The 22,673-nt window shown below is 71.4% G+C and carries 24 protein-coding genes; 9 read left to right on the top strand and 15 right to left on the bottom strand.

Features of this window, described 5'->3' with window-relative positions:
- Nucleotides 1-19: 19 nt before the first annotated feature.
- From ACIBQ1_RS30430 to ACIBQ1_RS30410, 5 genes are all read right to left on the bottom strand, one after another.
- Entirely contained in the window at nucleotides 20-271 is a 252-nt protein-coding gene (locus ACIBQ1_RS30430) for a hypothetical protein (RefSeq protein ID WP_397282719.1), read from the bottom strand.
- 95 nt (nucleotides 272-366) lie between these two features.
- Nucleotides 367-837 carry a hypothetical protein gene (locus ACIBQ1_RS30425; protein ID WP_397282718.1) on the bottom strand — a complete coding sequence of 157 codons (471 nt, stop codon included), beginning with the start codon at nucleotides 835-837 and terminating at the stop codon, nucleotides 367-369.
- A gap of 145 nt (nucleotides 838-982) precedes the next feature.
- A complete protein-coding gene (locus tag ACIBQ1_RS30420) occupies nucleotides 983-1,690 on the bottom strand; it encodes a sirohydrochlorin chelatase (RefSeq protein ID WP_397282717.1) in 708 nt (235 codons plus the stop codon).
- Between the two features lie 163 nt (nucleotides 1,691-1,853).
- Nucleotides 1,854-2,786 (bottom strand): SPFH domain-containing protein, encoded by a 933-nt coding sequence (locus ACIBQ1_RS30415; protein ID WP_397282716.1) that lies wholly within the window; start codon nucleotides 2,784-2,786, stop codon nucleotides 1,854-1,856.
- 67 nt (nucleotides 2,787-2,853) lie between these two features.
- On the bottom strand, nucleotides 2,854-4,194 hold the full coding sequence (locus ACIBQ1_RS30410) for an MFS transporter (RefSeq protein ID WP_397282715.1): 1,341 nt from the start codon (nucleotides 4,192-4,194) through the stop codon (nucleotides 2,854-2,856).
- Between the two features lie 101 nt (nucleotides 4,195-4,295).
- Here ACIBQ1_RS30410 and ACIBQ1_RS30405 point away from each other — a divergent pair, with 101 nt between their 5' ends.
- The 5 genes from ACIBQ1_RS30405 (at nucleotide 4,296) to ACIBQ1_RS30385 (ending at nucleotide 8,007) form a co-directional block, all read left to right on the top strand.
- The gene (locus ACIBQ1_RS30405) at nucleotides 4,296-4,961 is read left to right on the top strand and encodes a GntR family transcriptional regulator (RefSeq protein WP_397282714.1); all 666 of its coding nucleotides are present in this window, start codon (nucleotides 4,296-4,298) and stop codon (nucleotides 4,959-4,961) included.
- Nucleotides 4,962-4,971: 10 nt separating this feature from the next.
- Nucleotides 4,972-5,346, top strand: a complete 375-nt coding sequence (locus tag ACIBQ1_RS30400; protein ID WP_397282713.1) for a DUF2203 domain-containing protein — start codon at nucleotides 4,972-4,974, stop codon at nucleotides 5,344-5,346.
- A 78-nt stretch (nucleotides 5,347-5,424) separates the two neighbouring features.
- Complete coding sequence (locus ACIBQ1_RS30395) at nucleotides 5,425-6,426, top strand: hypothetical protein (RefSeq protein WP_397282712.1); 1,002 nt, start codon at nucleotides 5,425-5,427, stop codon at nucleotides 6,424-6,426.
- Nucleotides 6,423-7,403: a hypothetical protein gene (locus ACIBQ1_RS30390; protein ID WP_397282711.1), complete on the top strand. Its 981-nt coding sequence runs from the start codon at nucleotides 6,423-6,425 to the stop codon at nucleotides 7,401-7,403. The genes ACIBQ1_RS30395 and ACIBQ1_RS30390 overlap by 4 nt, the downstream gene beginning before the upstream one ends.
- A gap of 58 nt (nucleotides 7,404-7,461) precedes the next feature.
- On the top strand, nucleotides 7,462-8,007 hold the full coding sequence (locus tag ACIBQ1_RS30385) for a CGNR zinc finger domain-containing protein (RefSeq protein WP_397282710.1): 546 nt from the start codon (nucleotides 7,462-7,464) through the stop codon (nucleotides 8,005-8,007).
- Here the strand turns inward: ACIBQ1_RS30385 and ACIBQ1_RS30380 are convergent.
- Both ACIBQ1_RS30380 and ACIBQ1_RS30375 read right to left on the bottom strand, forming a co-directional pair.
- Entirely contained in the window at nucleotides 7,990-9,237 is a 1,248-nt protein-coding gene (locus tag ACIBQ1_RS30380; protein ID WP_397282709.1) for an MFS transporter, read from the bottom strand. The genes ACIBQ1_RS30385 and ACIBQ1_RS30380 overlap by 18 nt on opposite strands.
- A gap of 84 nt (nucleotides 9,238-9,321) precedes the next feature.
- Nucleotides 9,322-10,089, bottom strand: a complete 768-nt coding sequence (locus tag ACIBQ1_RS30375) for a VOC family protein (protein WP_397282708.1) — start codon at nucleotides 10,087-10,089, stop codon at nucleotides 9,322-9,324.
- Nucleotides 10,090-10,259: 170 nt separating this feature from the next.
- Between ACIBQ1_RS30375 and ACIBQ1_RS30370 the strand changes: the two genes are divergently transcribed.
- Entirely contained in the window at nucleotides 10,260-10,889 is a 630-nt protein-coding gene (locus tag ACIBQ1_RS30370) for an alpha-ketoglutarate-dependent dioxygenase AlkB (protein WP_397282707.1), read from the top strand.
- A 53-nt stretch (nucleotides 10,890-10,942) separates the two neighbouring features.
- Here the strand turns inward: ACIBQ1_RS30370 and ACIBQ1_RS30365 are convergent, their stop codons facing one another.
- From ACIBQ1_RS30365 to ACIBQ1_RS30350, 4 genes are all read right to left on the bottom strand, one after another.
- Nucleotides 10,943-12,001, bottom strand: coding sequence for a WD40/YVTN/BNR-like repeat-containing protein (locus tag ACIBQ1_RS30365; RefSeq protein WP_397282706.1), 1,059 nt, complete (start codon nucleotides 11,999-12,001; stop codon nucleotides 10,943-10,945).
- Between the two features lie 58 nt (nucleotides 12,002-12,059).
- Nucleotides 12,060-12,941 (bottom strand): D-alanyl-D-alanine carboxypeptidase family protein, encoded by an 882-nt coding sequence (locus tag ACIBQ1_RS30360; RefSeq protein ID WP_397282705.1) that lies wholly within the window; start codon nucleotides 12,939-12,941, stop codon nucleotides 12,060-12,062.
- A gap of 97 nt (nucleotides 12,942-13,038) precedes the next feature.
- Complete coding sequence (locus ACIBQ1_RS30355; RefSeq protein ID WP_397282704.1) at nucleotides 13,039-14,244, bottom strand: glycosyltransferase family 4 protein; 1,206 nt, start codon at nucleotides 14,242-14,244, stop codon at nucleotides 13,039-13,041.
- Nucleotides 14,226-15,071, bottom strand: a complete 846-nt coding sequence (locus tag ACIBQ1_RS30350) for a sulfotransferase family protein (RefSeq protein ID WP_397282703.1) — start codon at nucleotides 15,069-15,071, stop codon at nucleotides 14,226-14,228. The genes ACIBQ1_RS30355 and ACIBQ1_RS30350 overlap by 19 nt, the downstream gene beginning before the upstream one ends.
- Nucleotides 15,072-15,160: 89 nt before the next feature.
- On the opposite strand from ACIBQ1_RS30350, the gene ACIBQ1_RS30345 reads away from it, so the two are divergent.
- Nucleotides 15,161-16,327, top strand: coding sequence for a hypothetical protein (locus ACIBQ1_RS30345; RefSeq protein ID WP_397282702.1), 1,167 nt, complete (start codon nucleotides 15,161-15,163; stop codon nucleotides 16,325-16,327).
- On the opposite strand, the gene ACIBQ1_RS30340 is transcribed toward ACIBQ1_RS30345, so the two are convergent.
- The 3 genes from ACIBQ1_RS30340 to ACIBQ1_RS30330 are packed head-to-tail and all read right to left on the bottom strand — an operon-like array spanning nucleotide 16,321 to nucleotide 19,428.
- Nucleotides 16,321-17,154, bottom strand: coding sequence for a carbohydrate ABC transporter permease (locus ACIBQ1_RS30340; protein ID WP_397282701.1), 834 nt, complete (start codon nucleotides 17,152-17,154; stop codon nucleotides 16,321-16,323). The genes ACIBQ1_RS30345 and ACIBQ1_RS30340 overlap by 7 nt on opposite strands.
- Entirely contained in the window at nucleotides 17,151-18,071 is a 921-nt protein-coding gene (locus ACIBQ1_RS30335; protein ID WP_397282700.1) for a carbohydrate ABC transporter permease, read from the bottom strand. The genes ACIBQ1_RS30340 and ACIBQ1_RS30335 overlap by 4 nt, the downstream gene beginning before the upstream one ends.
- A 22-nt stretch (nucleotides 18,072-18,093) precedes the next feature.
- Nucleotides 18,094-19,428: an extracellular solute-binding protein gene (locus tag ACIBQ1_RS30330; RefSeq protein WP_397282699.1), complete on the bottom strand. Its 1,335-nt coding sequence runs from the start codon at nucleotides 19,426-19,428 to the stop codon at nucleotides 18,094-18,096.
- Nucleotides 19,429-19,636: 208 nt separating this feature from the next.
- Between ACIBQ1_RS30330 and ACIBQ1_RS30325 the strand changes: the two genes are divergently transcribed.
- Nucleotides 19,637-21,133, top strand: coding sequence for an alpha-N-arabinofuranosidase (locus ACIBQ1_RS30325; protein WP_397282698.1), 1,497 nt, complete (start codon nucleotides 19,637-19,639; stop codon nucleotides 21,131-21,133).
- A 109-nt stretch (nucleotides 21,134-21,242) separates the two neighbouring features.
- On the opposite strand, the gene ACIBQ1_RS30320 is transcribed toward ACIBQ1_RS30325, so the two are convergent.
- Nucleotides 21,243-21,719, bottom strand: coding sequence for a MarR family winged helix-turn-helix transcriptional regulator (locus tag ACIBQ1_RS30320; RefSeq protein ID WP_397282697.1), 477 nt, complete (start codon nucleotides 21,717-21,719; stop codon nucleotides 21,243-21,245).
- 119 nt (nucleotides 21,720-21,838) lie between these two features.
- Here ACIBQ1_RS30320 and ACIBQ1_RS30315 point away from each other — a divergent pair, with 119 nt between their 5' ends.
- Nucleotides 21,839-22,660, top strand: coding sequence for an SDR family oxidoreductase (locus ACIBQ1_RS30315; RefSeq protein WP_397282696.1), 822 nt, complete (start codon nucleotides 21,839-21,841; stop codon nucleotides 22,658-22,660).
- Nucleotides 22,661-22,673: the final 13 nt, after the last annotated feature.

Below are 22,673 nucleotides of genomic sequence, written 5' to 3'. Positions count from 1 at the left end.
GCCGGCCCGGCAGGAGCGCTCAGTCGCCCAGCCACTTCGAGTCCGGCATGAGCGTGGCCGCGACCAGGTAGCCGAAGAAGCCGATGGCCAGGCCCACCGCGTACGCTCCGAACACCTCGGGGCCCACCAGCGCGGACACCGCGCCGCCGCCCACCGCGGCCAGCACCGCGGCGAGATCGGTCAGGCCCGCCGCGCCCTGCCTGCGGCGCAGTGTCCCGTACGTGATCCAGCCGATCACCAGCCCGAAGCAGATCGCGCCGAGCACGGCCATGCGAGGACCTCCTCGTCGTCAGCCGCCACCGCGTCGCGGCGGGCGGCCCGTAGGTCTGAACGCCGTTCACGATCGCACGAGGCGCGGCCGCCTGGCTAGAGGTAGGTCCTGGTCGCGGTCACCAACTCGGGGGTGGCGTGGCGGGTGTCGATGTGGAGGGCGGACTCGGGGGTGCGCTCGCGGACGTCCTGATCGCGGATCGCGAACACGGCCGGGGCGACCCCCACGTCGCCGTAGCGGCCGGCGACGGCCTCGCCGATCGCCCGGCGCACGTCGCCGACGACGTCACGCGACGTGTGGCCGGGGCCGGAGGCGGCGAGGTAGCCCAGCATGCCCGCGAAGCGCAGCTCCGCCTCGCCCGCCGGGCGCTGCTCGGGCAGCACGGGACGGTCCAGCCAGAACACCTTGCCCGCGAGGAACGCCTCGTAGCCGTCGCCCTCGTGGTTGTCGCTCTCGTGGCGGAGCACGCGCGCCGTCTCGGCGAGCAACTCCCCGAACTCGGCCAGCTCCGACTCGGGCGGCAGGTCCGTGGTGACGAACAGGGGCACGATCAGCGCGTCGAGCATAGGACTATCCCTCCGTGAGGAGGCTCATCGTAGGACCCGCGACCGACAATCCCGGCCGCGGCCACGCCGGCCTCCGTGACGTCACGGAGGCCGAGCCGTTCGCCGTCGTACATGACGCGAGTCCGGCGATCTCTGCAAGCCCTTGTCAAGTGGCCAGTTGGCTCCCGTAAGCCCGCGCGACGAGTTCGGCTATGGAGCTGTGGGCGCCGAGCGGTTCCGCGTGCCCGGCGTTGATCGATCCGGCGGCCTGCTCGACGATGCCCGCGGGCGCCTCGTGGCCGATCATGCAGGGTGCGATGGCCAGGCGCTCGGCACCCGCCGCGCGCAGCCGCTGGCCGGCCATCGCGATGCTCGGCTCGCTGTCGAGCGAGGCCGAGACGACCGGCATGGTGAGCCTGGAGGCCAGGAGCACCGCCGTGGCCTGCACGGCGTGCACCGCGCGCTCCCCGCCCACTGTGGCGAGGATGACGGCGTCCACCGGGCTGGAGACGTTCAGCAGGCGCACGCGGTCGGCCCTGGCCAGGCCGCGTTCGGCGAGCCTGATGTGCAGGGCCTCGGCCAGCAGCGGGTGCGGGCCGAGCGCCTCGGTGACGACGGCGCCGCTGCCGCTGGCCGCGACCGCCTTGCCGATCTCCGCCAGGACGACCGGGTCGTCCCACGTGAGCAGGGGCACGATGACGGCTTCGCGGCCGGAGGGCAGGGAGTCCGCCAGGTCGGTGACGCTCGCCAGCCGCACCTCGATCTGCGGGTGGTCGACGCGTACCACGGCCGCGATCTCCTCGGCCACGCCGGACGTGGCGCCGGGGGTGGCGAGCACGAGCATGGGGGCGTCCGGCGGCAGGGACGTGGGCACGGGACGGCGGTGGCGACCGCCGCCCGGCCGGGGGGAACGTTCACGTACAGGCAGGCTCACAGCCGCGCAGTTTATGCGTCCTGGGTGGAGGTTGTTCTGTGAATTGATGGCGATTCCGTCACAACCCAGACTCTCTGCGCAAAACATGTCAACCGCGCTCTGACTACCGTGACGGCACCACGACAGATTGTGGATTTCCGGGGGCGTACACGGTGATGCCCTGAGGCAGCGATTTGAGCTTGTCGATCTCCGCGCACGCCGGGCATTTGTCGTATCCGTCCTGCCTGGCCTCGTTTGCGTCCGCCTCCGCCTTGGCCTGGGCGACCTCCGCCTGCGCCTGGGAGACGGCCGCCGTGGCGGCCAGCGAGCGGTCCACGGCCTGCTGCACCTCGCCCGGCAGCGTCACCTTGGCCAGCGTGAAGCGCAGCCCGGTGAGGAAGTCGCCGCCGAGCGTGGCCGGCAGCTCGCGGGCCAGCGAGGCGTTGACCGCGTTCTGGACCTTGATGATGTTGGCGTTGCTGTCCTTCGGCCTGAGCGTGGAGCTCTCCAGCAGTGAGCACGACGGCACGAGCTCGGCGCAGCGCATGGCGCCGATCTGGCCGCGCAGCGCGTTGTCGATCACGGGCCGGACGGCCTGGCCGAAGAACGCCGACCAGCCGTCGTCGCCCTCCCACGCGTAGAGCGAGCGGTCGTCCTGGGCGCGGAAGGTGCGGGTGCCGTACTTGTCGTCGAACGTCTTCAGCGTCTCGTGGTCCAGGTTGAGCGTGAAGTAGAGGGTGCCTTCGATGCCGAGGTTCACGCCGTCGCTGCTGGGCACCGTCACCACGTCCACGCCGAGCGTCGTGGCCCGCTTGGGGTCGGCGGTGATCGTGTAGAAGCGCTGCTGCGCCGGGTAGAGGTGCGTGGACGACCACATGCCGGTCCAGGTCAGGCCGGAGCCGGGGTTGATCACCTGGCGTACCTTGTTGTCGTCGAGGGGGCCGCCGTCGCGGATGACGGCCACCTCGCCGCCGCCCGTGCGCTCCAAGCCCCCCAGGCCCCCGATGAGCAGGGGGAGCGCGACGAGCGCGGCGACGACGATCAGTGCGATTCTCACTCCAGTCCCTTCCGCGCGGGCGGCGTCGGCAGCCGCCGCCCGCGGCTTCTCGCGGCGTTCGTCCGGCTCAGGCGAACGGTCCCACCTGGCCGGGCAGGGAGGCCTTGGCCTTGGGTTCCGGCTCCGGCTCCGAGGTCAGGTCGAGGTCGCGGGTCTCCGGGGCGATGGCCAGGCCCAGGGCCGTGACCGCCAGGGAGATCACCACGTAGATCGACACCGCGACCGTGGTCTTGTGCGTGTCGAACAGGCTGAGGGCGATGATCGGAGCCAGGGCGCCGCCGACGATGCCGGCCAGCTGGTAACCCATCGAGGCGCCGCTGTAGCGCAGCCTCGTGCTGAACAACTCGGCGATGAAGGCCGCCTGCGGCCCGTACATGGCGGCGTGGGTGACGAGCGCGACGACGGCGGCCAGCGCGATCAGCGGGAACGACATGGTGTCCAGGAGCGGGAAGAACGCGAACGCCCACACCGCCGCGGCCACCACGCCCGCGAGGTAGACCGGCCGCCGCCCGAACCGGTCCGACAGCGCGCCGGCCAGCGGGATCAGCGCGAGCTGCAGCGCCGACCCGATCAGCACCGCGTTGAGCGCGTACGAGCGAGGCAGCTTCAGCACCGTGGTGAGGTAGACGATGATGAACGCGGTGAACGTGTAGAAGGCCACGTCCACCCCGATCCGCGCGGTGAAGGCGGACAGCAGGGCCCGCGGGTGCGTGCGCAGCACTTCGAGCAGTGGCATCTCCGCCTTGGCGCCCTGCTCCTCGACCTCGGCGAACAGCGGCGACTCGCTGACCTTCAGCCTTACCCACAGGCCCACGAACACCAGCACGCCCGACAGCAGGAACGGCACCCGCCAGCCCCACGACAGGAACGCCGCGTCGGAGAGCGTGAACGACAGGAGCGTGAGCAGCCCGGTGGCCAGCACGTACCCGGCGGGCACGCCGACCTGCGGCCAGCTCGCGTTGAAGCCGCGCCGCCGCCCGTCGCCGTGCTCCAAGGACATGATCACCGCGCCGCCCCACTCGCCGCCGAGCCCCAGGCCCTGCACGAACCGGAGCGTCGCCAGCAGGATCGGCGCGAGCACGCCGACGCTCGCATAGCCGGGCAGCACGCCGATGAGGAACGTCGAGACGCCCATCACCAGGAGCGTCACCACCAGCACGGTCTTGCGTCCCACCCGGTCGCCGAAGTGGCCGAACACGATGCCGCCGAGCGGCCGGGCCACGAACGCCACGGCGTTGGTGGTCAGCGACGCCAGCGTCGCGTTGAACGGGTCGAGGGCGGGGAAGAACAGTTTGGGGAAGACGAGGGTCGCCGCCGTGGTGTAGAGGAAGAAGTCGTACCACTCCAGCGACGTTCCGATCAGGCTGGCGAGGATCACCCGCCGGGTCTGTTGCGCGGAGCCTGTCATTCGATCGCTCCTTGTTCGTCTAGGGGTTCTCTTCAACATAAGAATCGTTGAACAATTCGACAAGAGGTTTGCTCCATGATTCGCTGTCAAATGTGGATAACGTGGTTGCCGATCTCTCTCAGGACCGTCCCCGGCTGGGCCGCAGCAGCACCGCGGAGCGGGTGGCCGACATCCTGCGCGACCGCATCAGCGAGGGCTTCTTCCGTCCGGGGCAGCGGCTGTCGGAGGAGGCGATCTCGGAGGGGCTCGGCGTCTCGCGCAACACGCTGCGCGAGGCGTTCCGGCTGCTCGGCCACGAGCGGCTGCTCGACCACAAGCTCAACAGGGGCGTGTTCGTCTGCCTCCCGTCCGCCGAGGACGTCGCCGACCTCTACCGCGTGCGCCGCGTGCTCGAAGGCGCGGCCGTGCGGCGCGGCCCGGCGCCCGAGGCGCTGGCCGTGATCAAGGAGGCCGTGCTCGACGCCGAGCGCGCCGCCGAGCAGGACGACTGGCAGGGCGTCGGCACCGCCAACATCCGCTTCCACCAGGCGCTCGTCTCGCTGAACGAGAGCCCCAGGATCGACGAGGCCATGCGCCAGCTCCTGGCCGAGCTGCGGCTGGTCTTCCACGTGATGGAGAACCCGCGGGCCTTCCACGAGCCGTTCGTCGACCGCAACCGCACCCTGCTCGGGCTGCTGGAGTCGGGGAAGCCGGACAGGGCCGCCGCGTACCTCGACGACTACCTCGACCATGCCGAACGGCTGCTCATCGAGGCGTACGAGCCGTAACGTCTGGGGTATGGACCGGATCTTCACCGTTGCCGAGGCCCGCGAGCTGCTTCCCGGCGTCCTGGAGGACGCCCGCGAGCTGATCGCCGCCCGCGCCGACCTGTCCGAGATCGACTTCGACCGGCGGACCACGGGGAGATCCCCGCTCGGCGGCCTCCCGGAGATCAAGGGGCTGCAGGCCCGCATCGAGGAGATCCTCAGCGGGTGGAGCGAGCGGGGCATCGAGGTCAAGGGCATCGCGCCGGTGCTGGTCGACTTCCCCGCCGTGATCGACGGAGTGTCGGTGCGGCTGTGCTGGATCGAGGGCGAGCGGGAGCTCGCCTGGTACCACCGGACGGAGCTGGGCTTCGCGGGCCGCCGGCCCCTGGGCCCCGGGCCGGTCTGAGCCGTGGTCGTGGCCGATCTGTGACCAACCGGGCACGGCAAGTGGGTGTCTAAACGGGTGAGCGAAAGGATCACACCGATGAGGCATCCCTCAGCGACCGCGGCCCTGCTGGCGTCGGCGGTCATCGGCGGGCTGGGGCTCACACCCGGAGCCGCCCACGCCCAGTCAGACGCCCCGGTGGCCCAGGCCGCCTGGGTCAAGGCCTGCACCGACAAGAAGGACAACACCGACCACCCCTGCGGCCACTGGCAGCTGATCATGCGAGACGGCCGGAAGGTCGCCGTGCCCGGCGCGGCCATCTCGCAGCTCGACGCCAAGGGCGACGAGGTCCAGGACACCCTCACGTTCGCCATCAGCGGCGACGGCCGCGTGATGGCCTACGAGCGCAGGCGCGACCACCGCCTGGTCGTCCAGCCGGTCGCGGGCGGCCCGGCCAGGGCGCTGCCCAAGGCGGCCGTGCCCAAGGGCGTCGGCACCTCCGACATCGGCGTCTACTTGTCTCCCAAGGGCGACAGGGTCGTGATCGACTACGGCGACGAGCCCGTACGCCTGCCCGCCAAGGTGATCACGGTCGCGACCGGCGAGATCACGACGCTGCCCCGCGGGGAGTTGATGGCCGGGTTCAGCGGCGACGGCGACGAGGTGCTGACCAAGCGCAACCTGAGCGACAACACCCTCCGCCTGAGCGCCCACCGGCTCGGCGGCGGTTCGATCAGGCAGACGCCGCCCCAGCTCGTCGCGAACGCCCCCACGCTCGCCCTGGCCCCCGACGGCCGGACGGTGGCCGTGTTCACCGCGGGCAACGCCTACACGAAGAAGCGGCCCACGGTGCGGACCTACGACCTGGAGACCGGGCAGCTGTCCGGCGGCGCGGACCTGCCGCTCTCGCCCGGCGTGCCGCCGTACCTCGCGTGGTGGAGCCCGGACGGCGTGCTCCACGGCACGGTGGAGAAGGACGAGGTCGGGGAGACGGCGGTGATACGGGAGCTCACCGTCGATCCAGAGTCCGGCGCGGTTCGGCAGACCGGCAGATACACGATCAGCAAGACCAGGTACGCCTACGTGAAGGCGGGGGAGTGAACGACATGAAGGCCAAGATCATCGCGGTTCTCGCGGCGGCCGTGGTCGCGGTGCCGGGGGGCGTCGCGTACGCGGAGCCGCACGCGCACACCAGCGGGCACGACAGCATCCGCTACGCCTCCATCAAGAGCTGCGGGAAGCCGGAGCAGGTCAAGCCGTGCGGCGACTGGCGGCTCGTCATGCACGACGGCGGGCAGAGCGCCCTGCGTGACGCCCAGACGGTCGCGCTCGACGCGAAGGGCAAGAAGCTCGAGTACGCCGCGGCGCCGATCGCGGTCAGCGGCAACGGCCGGCGGGTCGCGTACATCGCCAAGTCCGGCAGACTGGCCGTGCGCACGCTCGGGGGCGGCGTCACGCTGCTCGCCAAGGACGCGCTGCCGCGGGTGGACCAGAACACCATCACCCTGCTCCTCTCCGACGACGGCGCCCGGGTGGCCGTCGTCATCGCCACCGAGAAGCCCCAGAGCACGCGCGTGTTCGACACCGCCAGCGGCGCCCGGCTCGGCTCCGTGCCGGGCAACCTGGTGGTGCTGGGCTTCAGCGGCGACGGGGACGAGGTGCTCACCAGCGACGACGGCGACGAGGGCGTCACCGACCTGGCCGTCTACAGCGACACGGGCGAGCAGCTCGTACGCGGCACGCCGCCGCAGGTCGTGTCGTCGAACGCGCCGCAGGCCCTGTCCGCCGACGGCCGCACGATCGCGTCGGTCGTGGCGGGGAGCAAGCCGCAGCTCGTCCTGTACGACCTGCGGACCGACCAGGTCGTCGACCGCAAGAAGATCAAGCTGCCGACCGGGGACGTCGACATGGTCGACTGGACGGGGGACACCCAGGTGACCCTCCACCTGGTCCAGTACCTGGACGGCGGCAACAAGATGACCATCGTCCAGATCGACACCGAGACGGGCACGGTCAAGGTCCGGGATCGGTACCGGATGCTGAAGGACATGTTCGTCTTCGCGGCGTGCGGCGGCTGACGCGGGGCCGGGAAGGTCTTTGAGGCTTTCCCGGGCGCGCTGGCATAACCTTCTCGAGGTGGAGGTTCACTCGACCAAGGCGATGGCCGCCAGGGCCGTCGACCTGTGCGTGGCGCTGCTGTACGAACGGCCGTCCGCGGACTCGGTGTCACGGGTCCTGCGCGACCACGGCGAGACCGGCGACCTCGACCTCGGCGAGGCGGACGTGACGGCGATGCGGGCGGCGGCGGAGCGGCTCCGCGAGGTCCTGGGCGCGGCCACCGCCGGCGAGGCGGCCGATCTCCTCAACCGGGTGCTCGCCGGATCGGCCGGGCCGCCCAGACTCACCAGCCACGGGGGCACGACGAGCTGGCACGTGCACGTCGACAGCGGGGACGACGCGCCGTGGGGGGAGTGGTTCCTGGCGTCGTCGGCGATGGCGCTGGCGGTGCTGCTCGCCGACCACCAGCGGATCCCCGGCGGGCTGTGCGCCGCGCGGGGCTGCGGGCGGCCGTACCTGGACTTCGGAGGTGGCAGCCCGCGGCGCTACTGCAGTACCCGCTGCGCCACCCGCGAACGCGTCGCCGCCCACCGCTCACGCACCTCATCACCCGCCACGGGCTGAGCGCCCTGCGGGCCGGGTTGTATCGCGGAGTCCGGCTGTGAGCACGGCCACGGCGGCGGCCTGGAGGGCCGCGCCCGCCAGCAGGGCCGAACTCGCCGAGTGCGCCGCCAGCGGGCCGGCCAGCGCCGATCCGATCGCGAACGAGGTGATCTTCAGGCTGGCCCCGGTGGTGAACACCTGGCTGCGCAGGCGGGCCGGCGCCTCGCGGTGCCGTACCGAGAACAACGCGGTGAGCTGCGGCCCTACGCCCGCTCCCGCCACCGCCGCGGCGACCACCGCCGCCCAGAGCGCCCCGGCCCCGGCCGCCAGCGCCATCCCCGCACCGAGCAGCGCCGTCCCCCAGATCAGGACGCGGTCCCACCGCCGCACCCGGCCCCACGCGGCGATCACCGCGTTCGCAGCCAGCCCGGAGGCGGCGAGGACGGCCAGCAGCAGCGCGCCGTGGCCGCCCTCGCCGGTGAGCTCGGCGCCGAGGACGGGCGCGGACACGACCAGCATGGCCAGGCCGGAGCACGAGATCGCGGACCCGGCCGTCGCCCGACGCAACGGCACGTTCCGCCCGATGACGGCGAACCCCTCCACCAACTCCGCCCAGACCCCATGGTCGCTCCCGCCGATCCGCCCGCCGGCGGTGGCGTGAGCACGCTCTGTGGCTGGTGAGCCGGGCTCGGCGGCGGGGTGAGCGCGTACGTCGGGCAGGCTCCAGGCGGCCGGTAGCGCGGCGACGAGGAGCCCGGCGCACACCAGGATCGTCGCGGTGCCTCCGCCCGCGGTCGCCACCACGCCCACCACGGCGGGACCGGCCAGCCCGGCCACGTTGTAGCTCATGGAGTCGAGCGCGTTGGCCCTGCTCAGGAGTTCGGGACCGGCCACCCGGGGCAGCTGCGCCGTCCAGCCGCCGGTGAGCGCGGGTCCCAGGAGCCCGGCCACGACCGCCACCCCGACCAGGGCCGCGTCCGGCACCCGGCCCAGCCCGTACAGGACCACCAGGAGCCCGGCCGTGTACCCGAGCAGGCAGCACGCGAGCAGCCGCCCCGGTCGCCGTGCCCGGTCGAGGAGCACCCCGAGCAGCGGTCCTCCGGCCGCGGCCGAGACGGTCAGCCCGGCCAGCAGCCACGACGCCGTCAGGGGAGACCCGGTGACGGCCAGCCCGGTGACCAGGAGCGCGGGTCCGGACATCTCGTCTCCGGTGCGCGCCGCCACCGCACCGGCCATGTAACGGGCTAACATGGTGAAGACGTTACAGCATGAGATGGGAGCGGCAGCCGCGCGCATGAGAAGGCCCGGGCCGCGCGGCCCGGGCCTGTGGCGGGCTCAGTCCGAGCTGGTGATGACCGCGAAGCGGGCGCCGTGCGGGTCGATGAGGAAGGCCATGCGGCCGACCCCCTCCACGTCCGTCGCGGGGGCCTCCAGCGTGCCGCCGAGCTGCTGCGCCATGGCCGCCGTGGCGTCGCAGTCGGGCACCTCGAAGTACGGCAGCCAGTGCGGGGTGTCGCCGGGCTGGAGCTGGATGATCCCGGCCATCGCCGCCGTCTCACCGCTTTCGGCGGGCGAGATGACGGGGTAGGACATGTCGCCCATCGGCATGTCCTCGATGCGCCAGCCGAAGACCGACTGGTAGAAGGGCCGGATGGCGGCGGGGTCGGGGGTGTAGAGCTCGACCCAGCCGAGCGAACCCGGCTCGGTGACCATGCCGAGACCCTTGGTCCGGCCCGGCTGCCACGCCGCGAACGCGGCCCCAGCGGGGTCGGCGAAGATCGCCATACGGCCCTGGCCCTCGACGTCGCTCGGCGGGAAGAGCACCGTGCCGCCCGCCTGCTCGATCGTCTTGGCGATCACGTCGACGTCGGGCGCCTGGAAGTACGTCAGCCACGCCGGGCGCCACTCGTCCCCCGTCACCTGGCTGATCCCGGCGACCGTCTTGCCGTCGACCTGGCAGAACCGGTAATGCGTGAACTCGGGGCCCAGCGTGACGGACTGCCAGCCGAACAACCCCGTGTAGAAGGTGTTCGCCGCCTCCGCGTCGGGGGTGTGGACCTCGATCCAGCAGGGGGCGCCCGGTAGGTAGTCGGTGGTGAGCATGGCCTGCTCCTTCGTGTGACGAAGCGATGGGTGGCCTCTTCACCTCGCGGTGCGGGCTGAGGGCGATGCCACTCGTATCCGGCGCTTGCCAGCCTCGCACGACCCGCCGGCAAAGGCGAGCCGACACCCCAGTCGAATGAATGTTTGAACAAAGGCATACACTCGACCGTATGACAGCCTCGTTCCAAGCATCTCTGCTCGGGCTCGGCGAGGAGCTCGGGGTCGGGCCGCTCGGCGGCACGGTCCGCAGGACGCGCCTCGACCACGGCGCCTGGATCGACCTGCGGCCCGGCTGGCTCGCGGGCGCCGACACCCTGTTCGAGCGGCTGGCGGAGACGGTGCCGTGGCGGGCGGAGCGGCGGCGCATGTACGACCGGGTGGTGGACGTGCCACGGCTGCTGAAGTTCTACGACGAGGACGAGACCCTGCCCGACCCGGTGCTGGAGGACTGCCGGCGGGCCCTCAGCGATCATTACGGGGAGGAGCTGGGGGAGCCGTTCCGCACGGCCGGGCTCTGCTTCTACCGCGACGGCCGCGACAGCGTGGCCTGGCACGGCGACACGATCGGGCGCGGGAGCACCGAGGACACCATGGTGGCGATCGTCTCGGTCGGCAGCCCCCGCCCGCTCCTGCTCCGGCCGCGTGGGGGTGGGCCGTCCGTCCGGCGGGACCTGGGGCATGGGGATCTGATCGTGATGGGCGGGAGCTGCCAGCGTACGTGGGAGCACGCGATCCCGAAGACGTCGCGCCCCACGGGGCCGCGCATCAGCATCCAATTCCGCCCCCACGGCGTCCGCTGACACCTCCGGCACCTGCGCCGTACGCCGTCCCGCCGATGCGGACGGTGGGTGGGTCAGCGCAGGGTCAGGCGGGCGAGGCGGCCCTGTTCGCCGGAGGCCCAGCAGGAGAGGTCGCGGGTGCAGGACACCGTGTCGAACGAGCCGTTGTCGAAAGTCTCCCAGGCGCGCCCGCCCGACCACGTCACGTCGCTGCCGGAAGGGCCCACGGCGATGGCCGCGGACGGCAGGTGGGGGAGCCAGGTCACCCCTGAACGGTAGGCGGGAGGCGGGGTGGTGGCGGGCCGCCAGGTGGTGGCGCCGTCCCGGGTGAGGGCGCCCGCGCCGGGGGAGGGCTGGTCGGGGCGGTAGTCGCCGCCGACCGCGAGGCCGTGGTGGCGGTCGCGGAAGGCCAGGCCGAAGACGCCGCGCGCCGGGTCGCCCGCGGGGATCGGGGTGTCGGAAACCGTCCAGGTACGCCCGCGGTCGCGCGAGTGGAACACCCGTGACCGCTCCGCCCCGCCGCCGGCCAGCCAGGCGTCCCGGCCGCCCGCGGTGACCAGGCACTGCCCGCTCGCCGCGAACCCGGCCTCGCCCGGCAGCGCCTCCGGCATCCCGTCGGCCGGCAGGACCCGCCAGCTCCGCCCGCCGTCGTCCGTGGCCAGGATCCGGAACCTGCCGTCCACCGGGTCGCTCATGGCCAGCCCGTGCCGCCGGTCGAAGAAGGCCAGGCAGTCGTAGAACGCCCGGGGCTCGTCGTTCCTGAACGTCTCCGTCCACGTACGCCCGCCGTCCTCCGTCCGGTAGACGCGCGAGTCCGTGCCCTCGCCGATCGACAGCGCCACGGCCCCGCGCTCGTCGAACGCCTCGATGTCGCGGAACTGGAGCGCGGCGGTGTCGGGCGGGGAGACGTTCTGCCAGCTCCGCCCGCCGTCCACGGTCCTCAGCACGGTGCCGCCCGTGCCGGAGGCCCACACCACGTCCCGGCTGACGGGCGACAGGCCGCGCAGGCGCGCGGTCACCCCGGTCTCCTTGAGCTCCCAGCCGAGCTTGGGGGTTCCGGCGTGGGCGGGGACCGGGGCGGCGAGTACGGCGGCGGCCGCTGACAGCGCACTCAACGCGATTCGAAGCTTCATGTCGGGCAAACTAGTCCAAAGGATCAACACCGTCCATGGTGTTCGCCCTGGCTTCGGGTCAGGCCGAGTCGCGGGCCGCGCCCCACGACAGCAGGGCCTCGGCCGTGTCGAAGCGGCGGCTGGAGACCGACTCGCCGAGCAGCACGCCCACCAGCGTGTGGCCGCGCTTCTCGCCCGCGAAGGCCAGCGTGAACCCGGCCGCCCGCGTGAACCCGGTCTTCAGCCCGATCGCGCCGGGCGTCCCGAGCAGCTTGTTGGTGTTGCGCCAGCTGTACGAGCCGTGCTCGGAGGTGGCGTCCAGCGTGTGGTACCGGGTCCCGGCCACTTCCTTGATCAGCGGGACCTGCACCGCCTTGGCCGCCAGCACGCTCTGGTCGCGGGCGGTGGAGTAGCCGTCCCCCTGCGGCGTGGGCAGGCCGTCGGCGTTGACGTACTGGGTGTCCTTCATGCCCAGCTCGAGCGCCGTCGCGTTCATCTTGGCGACGAAGCCGCCGACGCCGGGGCCGTAGGTGCGGGCGAGCGCGTGGGCGGCGTCCGCACCGGAGGGGAGCATCAGGCCGTACAGAAGCTCGCCGACGGTGAGGCGGTCGCCGGGCTGCAGGTCGGCGGTGGTGCCGCCGCCGTCCTCGGCGTACCGGACGTCCGCCCGCTGGATCCGCACCACGTCCGTGGGCTTGGCGGACTTCAGGACGACGTACGCGGTCATCATCTTGGTGACACTGGCGATCGGGAGGCGGTCGTCGGCGTTCTTGCTGAACAGCGCCTTGCCGGACGAGGCGTCCATCAGGTAGGCGGCGCTGCCGTACACCGCGGGGGTGTCCTGCTGAACGGCGTGGACGGGCCCAGCGGTGGGAGTGGTGGCGTGCGCGGGTGCGGTGAGCCCTGCGACCAGGGCAAGGGCACCTGCCGCAGCGGTCAGGTGAGCTTTCCGAATACGCATCGGTCCAGCTTGCCCCGCCCTTTGAGCTGCTTTTGCCGAAATGACCGACATTTCGTGACAAAGGGCGCGGAAAGCCCGGCTACACCGGAGGAATCCGTCAGGTAAATCTTTTCCCGGATACCCAGAAGTTGTCGGACACGCGCTCACCCGCCAGCAACTCCGAGAACAAATCCTCCCACAATGGCATCACCAATTCAGGCGCGTACGCACGCGACGCTTTGTGCGCAGCCTTCCCCATCCGCACCCGCAGCTCCCGGTCCCCGATGACCCGGATCAGCGCGGCGGCCAGCGCGTCCACGTCCCGCGGCGGTACGAGCACGCCGTCCACCCCGTCCGTCAGCACGTCCCGGGGCCCGGTCGGGCAGTCGTAGGCCACCACGGGCAGCGCGTGCGTCATGGCCTCGATCATCACCATCGGCAGGCCCTCGAACCGCGAGCTCAGCGCGTACACGGAGGCGTCCGCCAGCTCCTTGTCCAGCCGCTCGGTACGCCCGGGCAGCGACACGTGCTCGCCCAGCCCGAACTGATCGACCAGCCCCTCCAGCTGGCCCCTGCGCGGACCGGTGCCGAAGACGCGCAGCCGCCATTCGGGGTGCTCCCGCACCACCTGCGCGAAGGCCGGGATGAGCAGGTCGAACCCCTTCTGCGGCACCAGCCGCCCAGCCGCGATCACGACGGGATTGGCCTGCTGGGAACGTTCCTGGTCGGCCTGATGGACCGCGTTCGGGATCTGCACGATGGGGGTCGAGGGCAGCAGGCGCTGGTACTCGAGCCGGTTGGTCCGCGTCAGCACGGTGATCGCGTCGAACCGGTCGTAGTAGCGGGCGATCTCCTTGCGGATGGTGTCGGGGTACGCCGACAGGTTCATGTGCTCCTGGGCGACCTTGACGACGCTCCTGGCGGCGCGGCGGGCGGCGATCAGGTTCAGCGCGGGCCTGGTGGTCACGAGGATGCCGTCGCGCAGGCCGGAGACGTACTCCATCGCCGCCCACTCCACCCGCTCGGTGAAGTAGTCGGCGGCGAACTCGCCCCGCGGCACGATCTTGCCGCGTACCTTGCGCCAGGCCCTGCGCCCGATCGTGTCCGGCTGCCTGCCGTCGCGCTGGTCTGCCAGCGTGGTGATCCCGACCCGCGGGTCGAGCGTGAACTGCGGGGTGTCGCGCCGCCGCACGAGGCTGACCAGCTCGACGTCGTGGCCGGCGGCGGCCATCGCGTTGGCCTGGTTGACGACGGTGCGGATGGTCCCGCCCATGCCGTACGCGTGCAGCATGAAGTAGCGGATCTTCACGTCAGGTACCCCCACGTCCGGCACATGGGCTTGAGCACGTTCGGGACCTGGTCCTCGGCGGGCAGCTCGCGCGCGGGCTGCACGCTGCCGGTCCGGATCTTGTCGCGCCAGTCCCCGAGGCCCTTCTCCAGGACGGACTGCTCGCCGTACGCGAGCATCCGCGGCTCCCACTCCAGGCCCAGGAACTCGCAGATCGCGCGGGTCACCTGCTCCGGGTCGGCGCTCAGCTCCTCGTACTTGACGGTCAGGCCGGGCAGGGCGGACCTGGCCCGCTGTACGGCCTTCATGTACCGCAGCGCGTCCAGCGCGGCCTCCTCGGGGGTGCGTCTGCCGGGGCTGGCCTCGTGCCAGGACGTGGCGATCGAGGCGGGGTGGCGGAGCAGGAAGACGAAGCGCGCGTCGGGCCAGCAGGCCGCGATGCGCTGGTAGGCGAAGGCGTTCGCGGGTGTCTTGTCCACGATGAACCGTTTGCCGCTGCGGACCAGCTCCCGGTGCAGGACGCGGTCCCACAGCAGATGCTCCAGGTCGGCCTGGTTGTGGCCGAGCGCCGACATCGCCTTGGCCGCCAGGTTCGTGTCGAACTGCACCCGGAGGCGGCGTACATGCAGCTCATGGGGGGCGTGGAGGGCGGAGTGGGCGTTCAGGATCGCGCGCAGGAGCGTCGAGCCGGACCGCACGGGGGACAGGAGGAACACGGGGGCGTCGAGCAGCCGGTCGGTCACCGGATCCGCGGGCGGTCTGATCTCGGGAACGGGCTCGGGGGAAGCCGCTTTTCCTACACGTTCGATCTGGAATCCGGTGAACCTGACCAGCGCTTTGTTCATTTTGCGCTGCCAGTTCATGCCGAGGCAGACTACCCACCGTTCCTGGTAATTCCCTGGCAACGGTAAACGGCGGACGTAATCCCATATTTGCCGATACGCTCGCGCCCGTGGACGATCTCGATCGCGTTTCCTGGGCGAAGCTGAAGCACGCCTATGGCCGGGCCACGGACGTGCCCGGCCAGATTCGGGCGCTCGCGTCCGCGGACGAAGGCGAGCGCCAGAAAGCTTTGTCGGCGCTCTACGGCAACATTTTCCACCAGGGCACCCGCTTCTCGGCCACCCCGCACGCGGTGCCGTTCCTGGCCCGCCTGGCCGCCGACCCGGCCACGCCCGACCGAGAGCCGATCCTCGTGCTGCTCGCCTCCCTGGCCCTCGGCTACGAGGAGGGCCACCTGCCGGAAGGGGTCGGCATCGCCCGGTGGCGCGAGGAGAGCGCGGCCGTGCAGTCCAGGAGCAAGGAGGAGGCCGACGCCCACCTCCAGCAGTGGGTCGACGAGGCGCCGAACGAGGCCGTCCGCAGGGACCGGGCCTACGCCCGGCGGACGTACGACCACAAGCTGGAGCGCTCGCTCGACGCCGCCATGCTGGCCTCCTACGACGCCGTCAGGCAGAACCTGCCGATCTCCCTCCTGACCGATCCGGATCCGCACGTCAGGACGTGCGCGGCGTACCTCGCGGGCTGGTTCCCCGAGGAGGCGGGCACCACCGGGCCCGCGCTGGTCGGCCTCGTCGAGGCCGACGCCGACCCGGTCCCGGTCGCGACGGCGATGTTCGCGCTCTCGCTGCTGCCCTGGCCGGCGGGCGCGCCGGCAGGGGCGATCGAGCGCGGTCTCGGCCACGCCGACGGCCTCGTACGCGACGCCGCCGCGCTGGCGCTGGTCAACCTGCACGGCGAGGACGCGCCCCGGCCGGCCCGCGACGGCGTCCTCAGGCTCCTCACCGCGACCGGCACCACCTCGTTCCCGTACGCCGAGGGCGACCTGGCCACGCTGGCCGCCCGCGTCGCCAAGCGGCGCCTGCCGGGGGAGGCGCCCGCCAGGGCCGAGGCCCTCATCGCCCGCCTGGCCGCCGCCGAGCCCCGGGACGCCTTCCCGATCGCGGGCGACCTCCTGGAGACCGTCGAGGACGCGCCGGAGCTACGGCGCGCCGCCCTGACGGCCATCGCCGACCTGGGCGACGACGCGTGGAGCTGGATCAACCTCAAGGAGATCCTGCGGGCCCACGGCGTCCCGGACGACCGGGACGCCCTGAGAGAGCACCTGCGGGATCACTGACCGGCCAGGCCCGTGTGGGCCACGCCGCGGACGATCTGCCGCTGGAAGAGCACGAACACCACCAGCAGCGGCAGCCCGGCCAGCACGACCGAGGCCATGATCTGCGCGTACCGCAGCCCGAAGGTCCCCTGCACCACGTTGGCCAGGCCGACCGGCAGCGTCATCGTGTTCGGGTCGGTGGAGACCAGGAACGGCCAGAGGAAGTTGTTCCAGGTCGTGATGAACGTGAAGATCGACACGGCGGCCAGCACGGGACGCGACAGCGGCAGCACGATCGTGAAGAACACCCGCCAGCGCCCGGCCCCGTCCACGAAGGCCGCCTGTTCCAGCTCCGGCGGCACGTCCTGGAAGAACTTGAACAGCACGTACACGATCAGCGGCGCCGCCACCTGCGGCAGGATGATCGCCCACCAGGTGTCGACCAGTCCGAGCGCCACCATCTCCGCGAACAGCGGCGCGATCAGCACGTGCGGCGGCACCATGATCCCGGCCAGGACCACCGCCAGCAGCGCCCGCTGCCCCCTGAACTGCGTGCGCGCGAACCCGTACGCCGCCATCGCCGAGAACAGCACGGTCAGGAACGTGACGATCACCGCGGTGACGGTCGAGTTGATCGCCCACTTGACGATGCCGCCGGTCCCCAGCACCAGCCGGTACGAGTCCAGGGTGATCTCGCTGCCGATCCACTGCAGCGGGACCTTCGTGGTCTCGGTCTCCGGCTTGAGCGAGGTGGCGATCGCCCAGGCGATGGGCGCGAGCCAGATGACCGCCAGCGCCAGGGCGACCACCAGCAGGACGAGCTGGCTGAAGCTGAACCGCTTGGTCACGACGAGACCTCCGCCCGCTTGCGGAACAGCCGCAGCTGACCCAGGGACACGATGACGATCAGGACGAAGAGGATGTACGAGACGGCCGAGGCGTAGCCGGTGCGGTAGCCGGTGAAGCCCACGTCGTAGGCGTACTCGATGATCGGCCTGGTGGAGTCCTGCGGCCCGCCGGCGGTCATCAGGTAGATCTGGTCGAACACCTTCAGCGACGCCAGCAGCTGCAGCACCACGATGAGCGCGGTCGTGCGGCCGAGCAGCGGCAGGGTGATCGAGCGCAGCCTGTCCCACGCCGAGGCGCCGTCGATCGCGGCGGCCTCGTACAGGTGCTGCGGGATCGACTGCAGCGCGGCCAGGTAGAGCAGGAAGTTGAAGCCGACCGTCCACCAGACCGTGGTCAGCACCATCGACCACATGGCGACCGACGGGTCCCCCAGCCACAGGGTCTTGGTGCCGAGCGTGCCGTTGAGCAGGCCGTAGTCGGGCGGGTAGATCATCTGCAGCCACAGCAGCGACACGACGGCGGACGGCAGCAGGAACGGCCCGAAGAACGACAGCCGCCACAGCCACTGCACGAACCGCAGGTGGTGCACCAGCAGCGCGAACCCGAGGCCGAGCAGCACCAGCGGGACCGTGCTCAGCACCGTGAAGACCAGCGTGTTCCACAGCGAGCGCCACATGCGCGGGTCGGCGAACGCCTCGGCGTAGTTGGCGAACCCGACCAGATGGTTGTTGCCGCCCGCGATGTTCACGCTCGACAGGCTCATCCGGAAGCCGAGCACCGTCGGCCAGACCAGGAAGGCCACGTAGATCAGCAGGAACGGCCCCACGAACAGCAGCCCGTGCTGCGTCCAGCCGCGCCGCACCTTCGCCTCGGCGACGGGAGCGGCGGTCGCGGGGGTCGCGACGGTGGCGGTCATGAGATGACCTCGGCAAGCTCGGTCATGAGCGCTCCTCGGCGGGGAAGGGGTTCGGGGCGGACAGCAGCCGGTCGAGCGCCGCCTTGGCCGTGGCCAGGCCCTCCTCCGGCGTGCGATCACCGGTGATGACCGGGGAGAACGCCTGCCCGAACTCGAGCCACAGCCGCGACGCCGACCCGGCGAACCACACCTGCGGGTCGAGCGCGACGTCGGTGATGACCGAGCGGTACTCCGACTGCGGCTGCAGCGACAGATACTCGGGCCGTTCCAGCGCCGGCAGGTACGCGGGCACGTGCCCGGCGACCGCCCAGTCCGCGCTGTTCTTGACGAGATAGGCGATGAACCGGTACGTGGCCCGCTCGACCTCGGGGTCGCGGTTGCGCTGGTGCGGCAGCACGAACGAGTGGCAGTCGGCCTGCGCCGCCCCCGAACCGAAGACGTTGGGGAAGCGGGTCATGCTGAAGGGCGTCTTGCGCTCCTTGAGCCCGGTGGTCTCCCAGTCGCCGTTCCAGAGGAACGCGGCCTGGCCGTTGGTGAAGTTGGCCACCGACGCCCCGTAGTCGGTGCGCCGGTCGCACAGCCCCTCCTGCCCGAGCCGGCGCATGAACCGCAGCGCCTCCAGCGCCTTGGCGTCGTCGATCGTGATCTTGGTGCCGTCGTCCGACAGCAGCGTGCCGCCGCTCTGCGGGTAGAGCGAGTCCCACACGCGCCACGGGCCCACGGTGCCGATGCCGAGCGCGTCGTAGGCCAGCGGGGGCTTGCCGCCCATCACCTCCTTGGCCTTGTTCAGCGCCGCCACCAGCTCGTCCACGCCCGTCGTGGGCTTGAGCCTGCCGTCGGGGCCGAGCAGCCCGGCCTTCCCGCAGATGTCGGTGTTGTAGTACTGCACCATCGGGTGGGCGTCGAACGGGATCGCGTACAGCACGCCGTCGAGGTGGGCACGCTCCCAGATGGGCGGGCTGAAGTCGGCGGCCCGCAGGCCGTTCTCCTCCAGCAGCTTCACGTTGATGGGGTCGAGGATCTGTCCCGCGCCGATCCCGGCCAGGCGGGCCAGGTGGAAGGTGGCCAGGTCGGGGGAGCGGCCGCCGGAGCCGGCCATCGCGATCTTCGTGTAGTACGGCTCGCCCCAGGCGAGCACGTTCTCCTCGACGAAGATGTCCGGGTTGTCCTTGGCGAACGCCTGGACCATCTTGTTCATGATGATCCCGTCGCTCGCGCCGAGGAAGTGCCAGTACTGGACGCGGGTCTGGGACGAGCCTAACCCGACGGGGATGGCGCATCCGGTGGCGGCGGCGCCGGCGAGTGCGAGGCTTCCGCCGAGGAGCAGTCGGCGGGAGATGTCGGGGGGATCTTGCACGGTGGCCTCTTCCTGCGAGCTGTCGCTTTCCGCTGAGGTCGGGGGCCGTTTGTTTCGTTGGGGTTACCCGAGTGTTAGCGGTAACACCCGGCGTGTCAAGCCCCCCTTGTGACCAGCCTCACCTGGTCGTCGGCCCTCTTGACCGGCCTCCTTGTTATCGCTAACAATCTGGATCACGTAACGCCCGCGAAACCCAGGAGATCTCTCCGTGCACCAGGCAAAACTCACGCTCGATCCCGCGTTCAAGGTCGCCCCTGTCCGGCGGCGCACCTTCGGCACGTTCGTCGAACACCTCGGGCGCTGCGTCTACACCGGCATCTACGAGCCGGGCCACCCGTCGGCCGACGAGGACGGCTTCCGCGGCGACGTGCTCGACCTGACCAGGGAGCTGGGGGTGTCCACGGTCCGCTACCCGGGCGGCAACTTCGTCTCCGGCTACCGCTGGGAGGACGGCGTCGGCCCCGTCGAGCGGCGCCCCCGCCGCCTGGACCTGGCCTGGCACAGCACCGAGACGAACGAGGTCGGCGTCGACGAGTTCGTCCGCTGGTGCCGCAAGGCCGGCGTCGAACCCATGATGGCGCTCAACCTCGGCACCCGCGGCATCGAGGCGGCCCTCGACCTGCTGGAGTACTGCAACCACCCGTCCGGCACCGAGCTGTCCGACCAGCGCGTCGCCAACGGCTCCAAGGAGCCGCACGGGATCAGGATGTGGTGCCTGGGCAACGAGATGGACGGCCCCTGGCAGACCGGGCACAAGACCGCACACGAGTACGGCCGGCTCGCCGCCGAGACCGCCCGCGCCATGCGCATGGTGGACCCGAAGCTGGAGCTGGTCGCCTGCGGCAGCTCCAGCTCCAGCATGCCGACCTTCGGCGCGTGGGAGTCCACGGTGCTGGAGGAGGCGTACGACGTGGTGGACTACATCTCCTGCCACGCGTACTACGAGGAGAAGGACGGCGACCTGGGCAGCTTCCTGGCCTGCTCGACCGACATGGAGTACTTCATCCGCTCGGTCGTGGCCACCGCCGACTCCGTCGGCGCCCGGCTGAAGTCGCGCAAGCGGATCGACATCTCCTTCGACGAGTGGAACGTCTGGTACCTGTCGCGCTTCCAGAACGCCGCACCGCCCGCCGACTGGCCGGTCGCGCCGCGGCTGCTGGAGGACCACTACCACCTCGCCGACGCCGTCGCCTTCGGCGGCCTGCTGATCACCCTGCTGCGCAACAGCGACCGCGTCACGTCCGCGTCGCTGGCCCAGCTCGTGAACGTCATCGCGCCCATCGTGACCGAGCCCGGCGGGCGGGCGTGGCGCCAGACCACCTTCCACCCGTTCGCGCAGGCGTCCCGGCTCGCGGCCGGTGACGTGCTGCGGGTGGAGCCGGTGTCGTCGACGTACGAGACGGCGCAGTTCGGCGAGGTGCCGCTGCTGCACGCTGTGGCCACGCACTCGGAGGAGGGCACGACGCTGTTCGCCGTCAACCGCTCCACCGACGGGCCGCTCTCCCTGGAGATCGACACCCGGGCGCTCGGCGGCGCCCGCATCGTCGAGGCCACGACCCTCACGGACCCGGACGTCTACGCCCGCAACACGGCCGACGACCCGGACCGGATCGCGCCCCGGGCCAACGCGGACGTGGAGCAGGATCCGGCACGCGTGCTCCTGCCCCCGGTCTCGTGGAACGTGATCCGCCTGGCCCGCCCCTGACCCCTCCCGCCAAGTCCGGCGCCGCCGAGCTCCTGCACGTCGGGCTCGGCGGCGCCGTCCTCGTGCGCGCCTTCGTCGATCGACAGGTCATCGGGGGGCGGATGCCCGGTCAGGCGCGGGACGGGCCGGCGGAGGCGAGACGCCGCGCCTGCTCCTGACCCACGTCGATGGCGCGCCCGAGGTAGTCCGCGATGATCGCGAGCTCGTCGTCGTCATAGCGGTCGAGGACTTCCCCGAAGGCGTCCCCGGGGACGTCCCAGGCCGCCGCGATCCTGGTCCGGGCGTCGGGGGCCAGCGCGACCAGGGCACGTCTGCGGTCGTCCGGATCGGCCCGCCGTACGACGAAGCCCGCTTTCTCCAGACGGTCGACCAGCCGGGAGGCGGACCCGGGGGTCAGGCCGGTCAACGTGGCGATCTCCCCGGTGCTCACCGGGCCGGACTCCAGGTCGAGCAGGGAAACGCACTGCAGGTCGGTGGGGTGCAGGCCCAGATGGTCGGCCAGTGCCTGGTTGAACAGCACGTACGCGGCGTAGTGCCGCCGGCTCTCGGTGACGACGCGCGCCAGCAGCTCGGCTCGGTTTGACATCCGGCCCCTTCATGCCTCAATTTATGTGCGTCACACAATATTTGTGCGACACACTGTATGTGTCACGTATGCATTCTATCCGCCCCATGCGGAAAGCAGCGCGAAAGGAACACCCCCTCATGACCGTCCTCGTCACCGGCAGCCGCGGCTCCGTCGCCCGGAGCCTCATCACCCTGCTGCGCGACCGCGGCCTTGACGCCCGCCCGGCCTCCAGCAGACCCGACGACCCGCAGACCCTCAAATGCGACCTCACCGACCCGGCGACCTTCCCCGACGCGCTGAAGGGGGTGACCTCGGTCTTCCTCTACGCCGAACCGTCCTGCGCGGGCGCCTTCGCCGAAGAGGCCGCCCGCGCCGGCGTCGAGCACATCGTGCTGCTGTCCTCCTCCGCCGTCCTCACCCCCGACCCCGACAGCAACCCGCTCGCCAAGTCGCACCTGGAGGTGGAGCGGGCCCTGGAGGCCTCCCCGGTCCGCGCCACCTCGCTGCGGCCCGGGTCCTTCGCGGGCAACACGCTGGGCTGGGCCTGGTCCGTCAAATCCGGCCTGCCCGTCGGCCTGCCCTACCCCGGCTCCCACAACGACCCGATCCACGAGGCCGACGTCGCCGAGGCGGCGCTCGCCGTGCTCACCGACCCCGCCCTGAGCGGCCGTTCGCACACCCTGACCGGGCCGCAGTCCCTCACCTTCGCCCAGCAGATCGACATCCTGTCCGAGGTGACGGGCCGCGACATCCCCGTCAAGCACCTCAGCCGCGAGGAATGGAAGGAGGAGATGGCCGAGTACATCCCCGCCTCGTACGCCGACCCGCTGCTGGACTGGTGGCAGTCCAACGACGGCCGGCCCGTGGAGATCACGCGGACCGTTGAGGAGCTGACCGGACACCCCGCCCGCCCCTTCGCCGACTGGGCTCGGGAGCACGCCGCGGCCTTCACCGGCTGATCGATCCCCGCAC

The organism is Nonomuraea sp. NPDC050153 (assembly GCF_044460125.1).
Lineage (GTDB): Bacteria > Actinomycetota > Actinomycetes > Streptosporangiales > Streptosporangiaceae > Nonomuraea.
The sequence above is the reverse complement of the archived record's forward strand: the minus strand, read 5'-3'. Positions and strand labels throughout refer to the sequence as shown.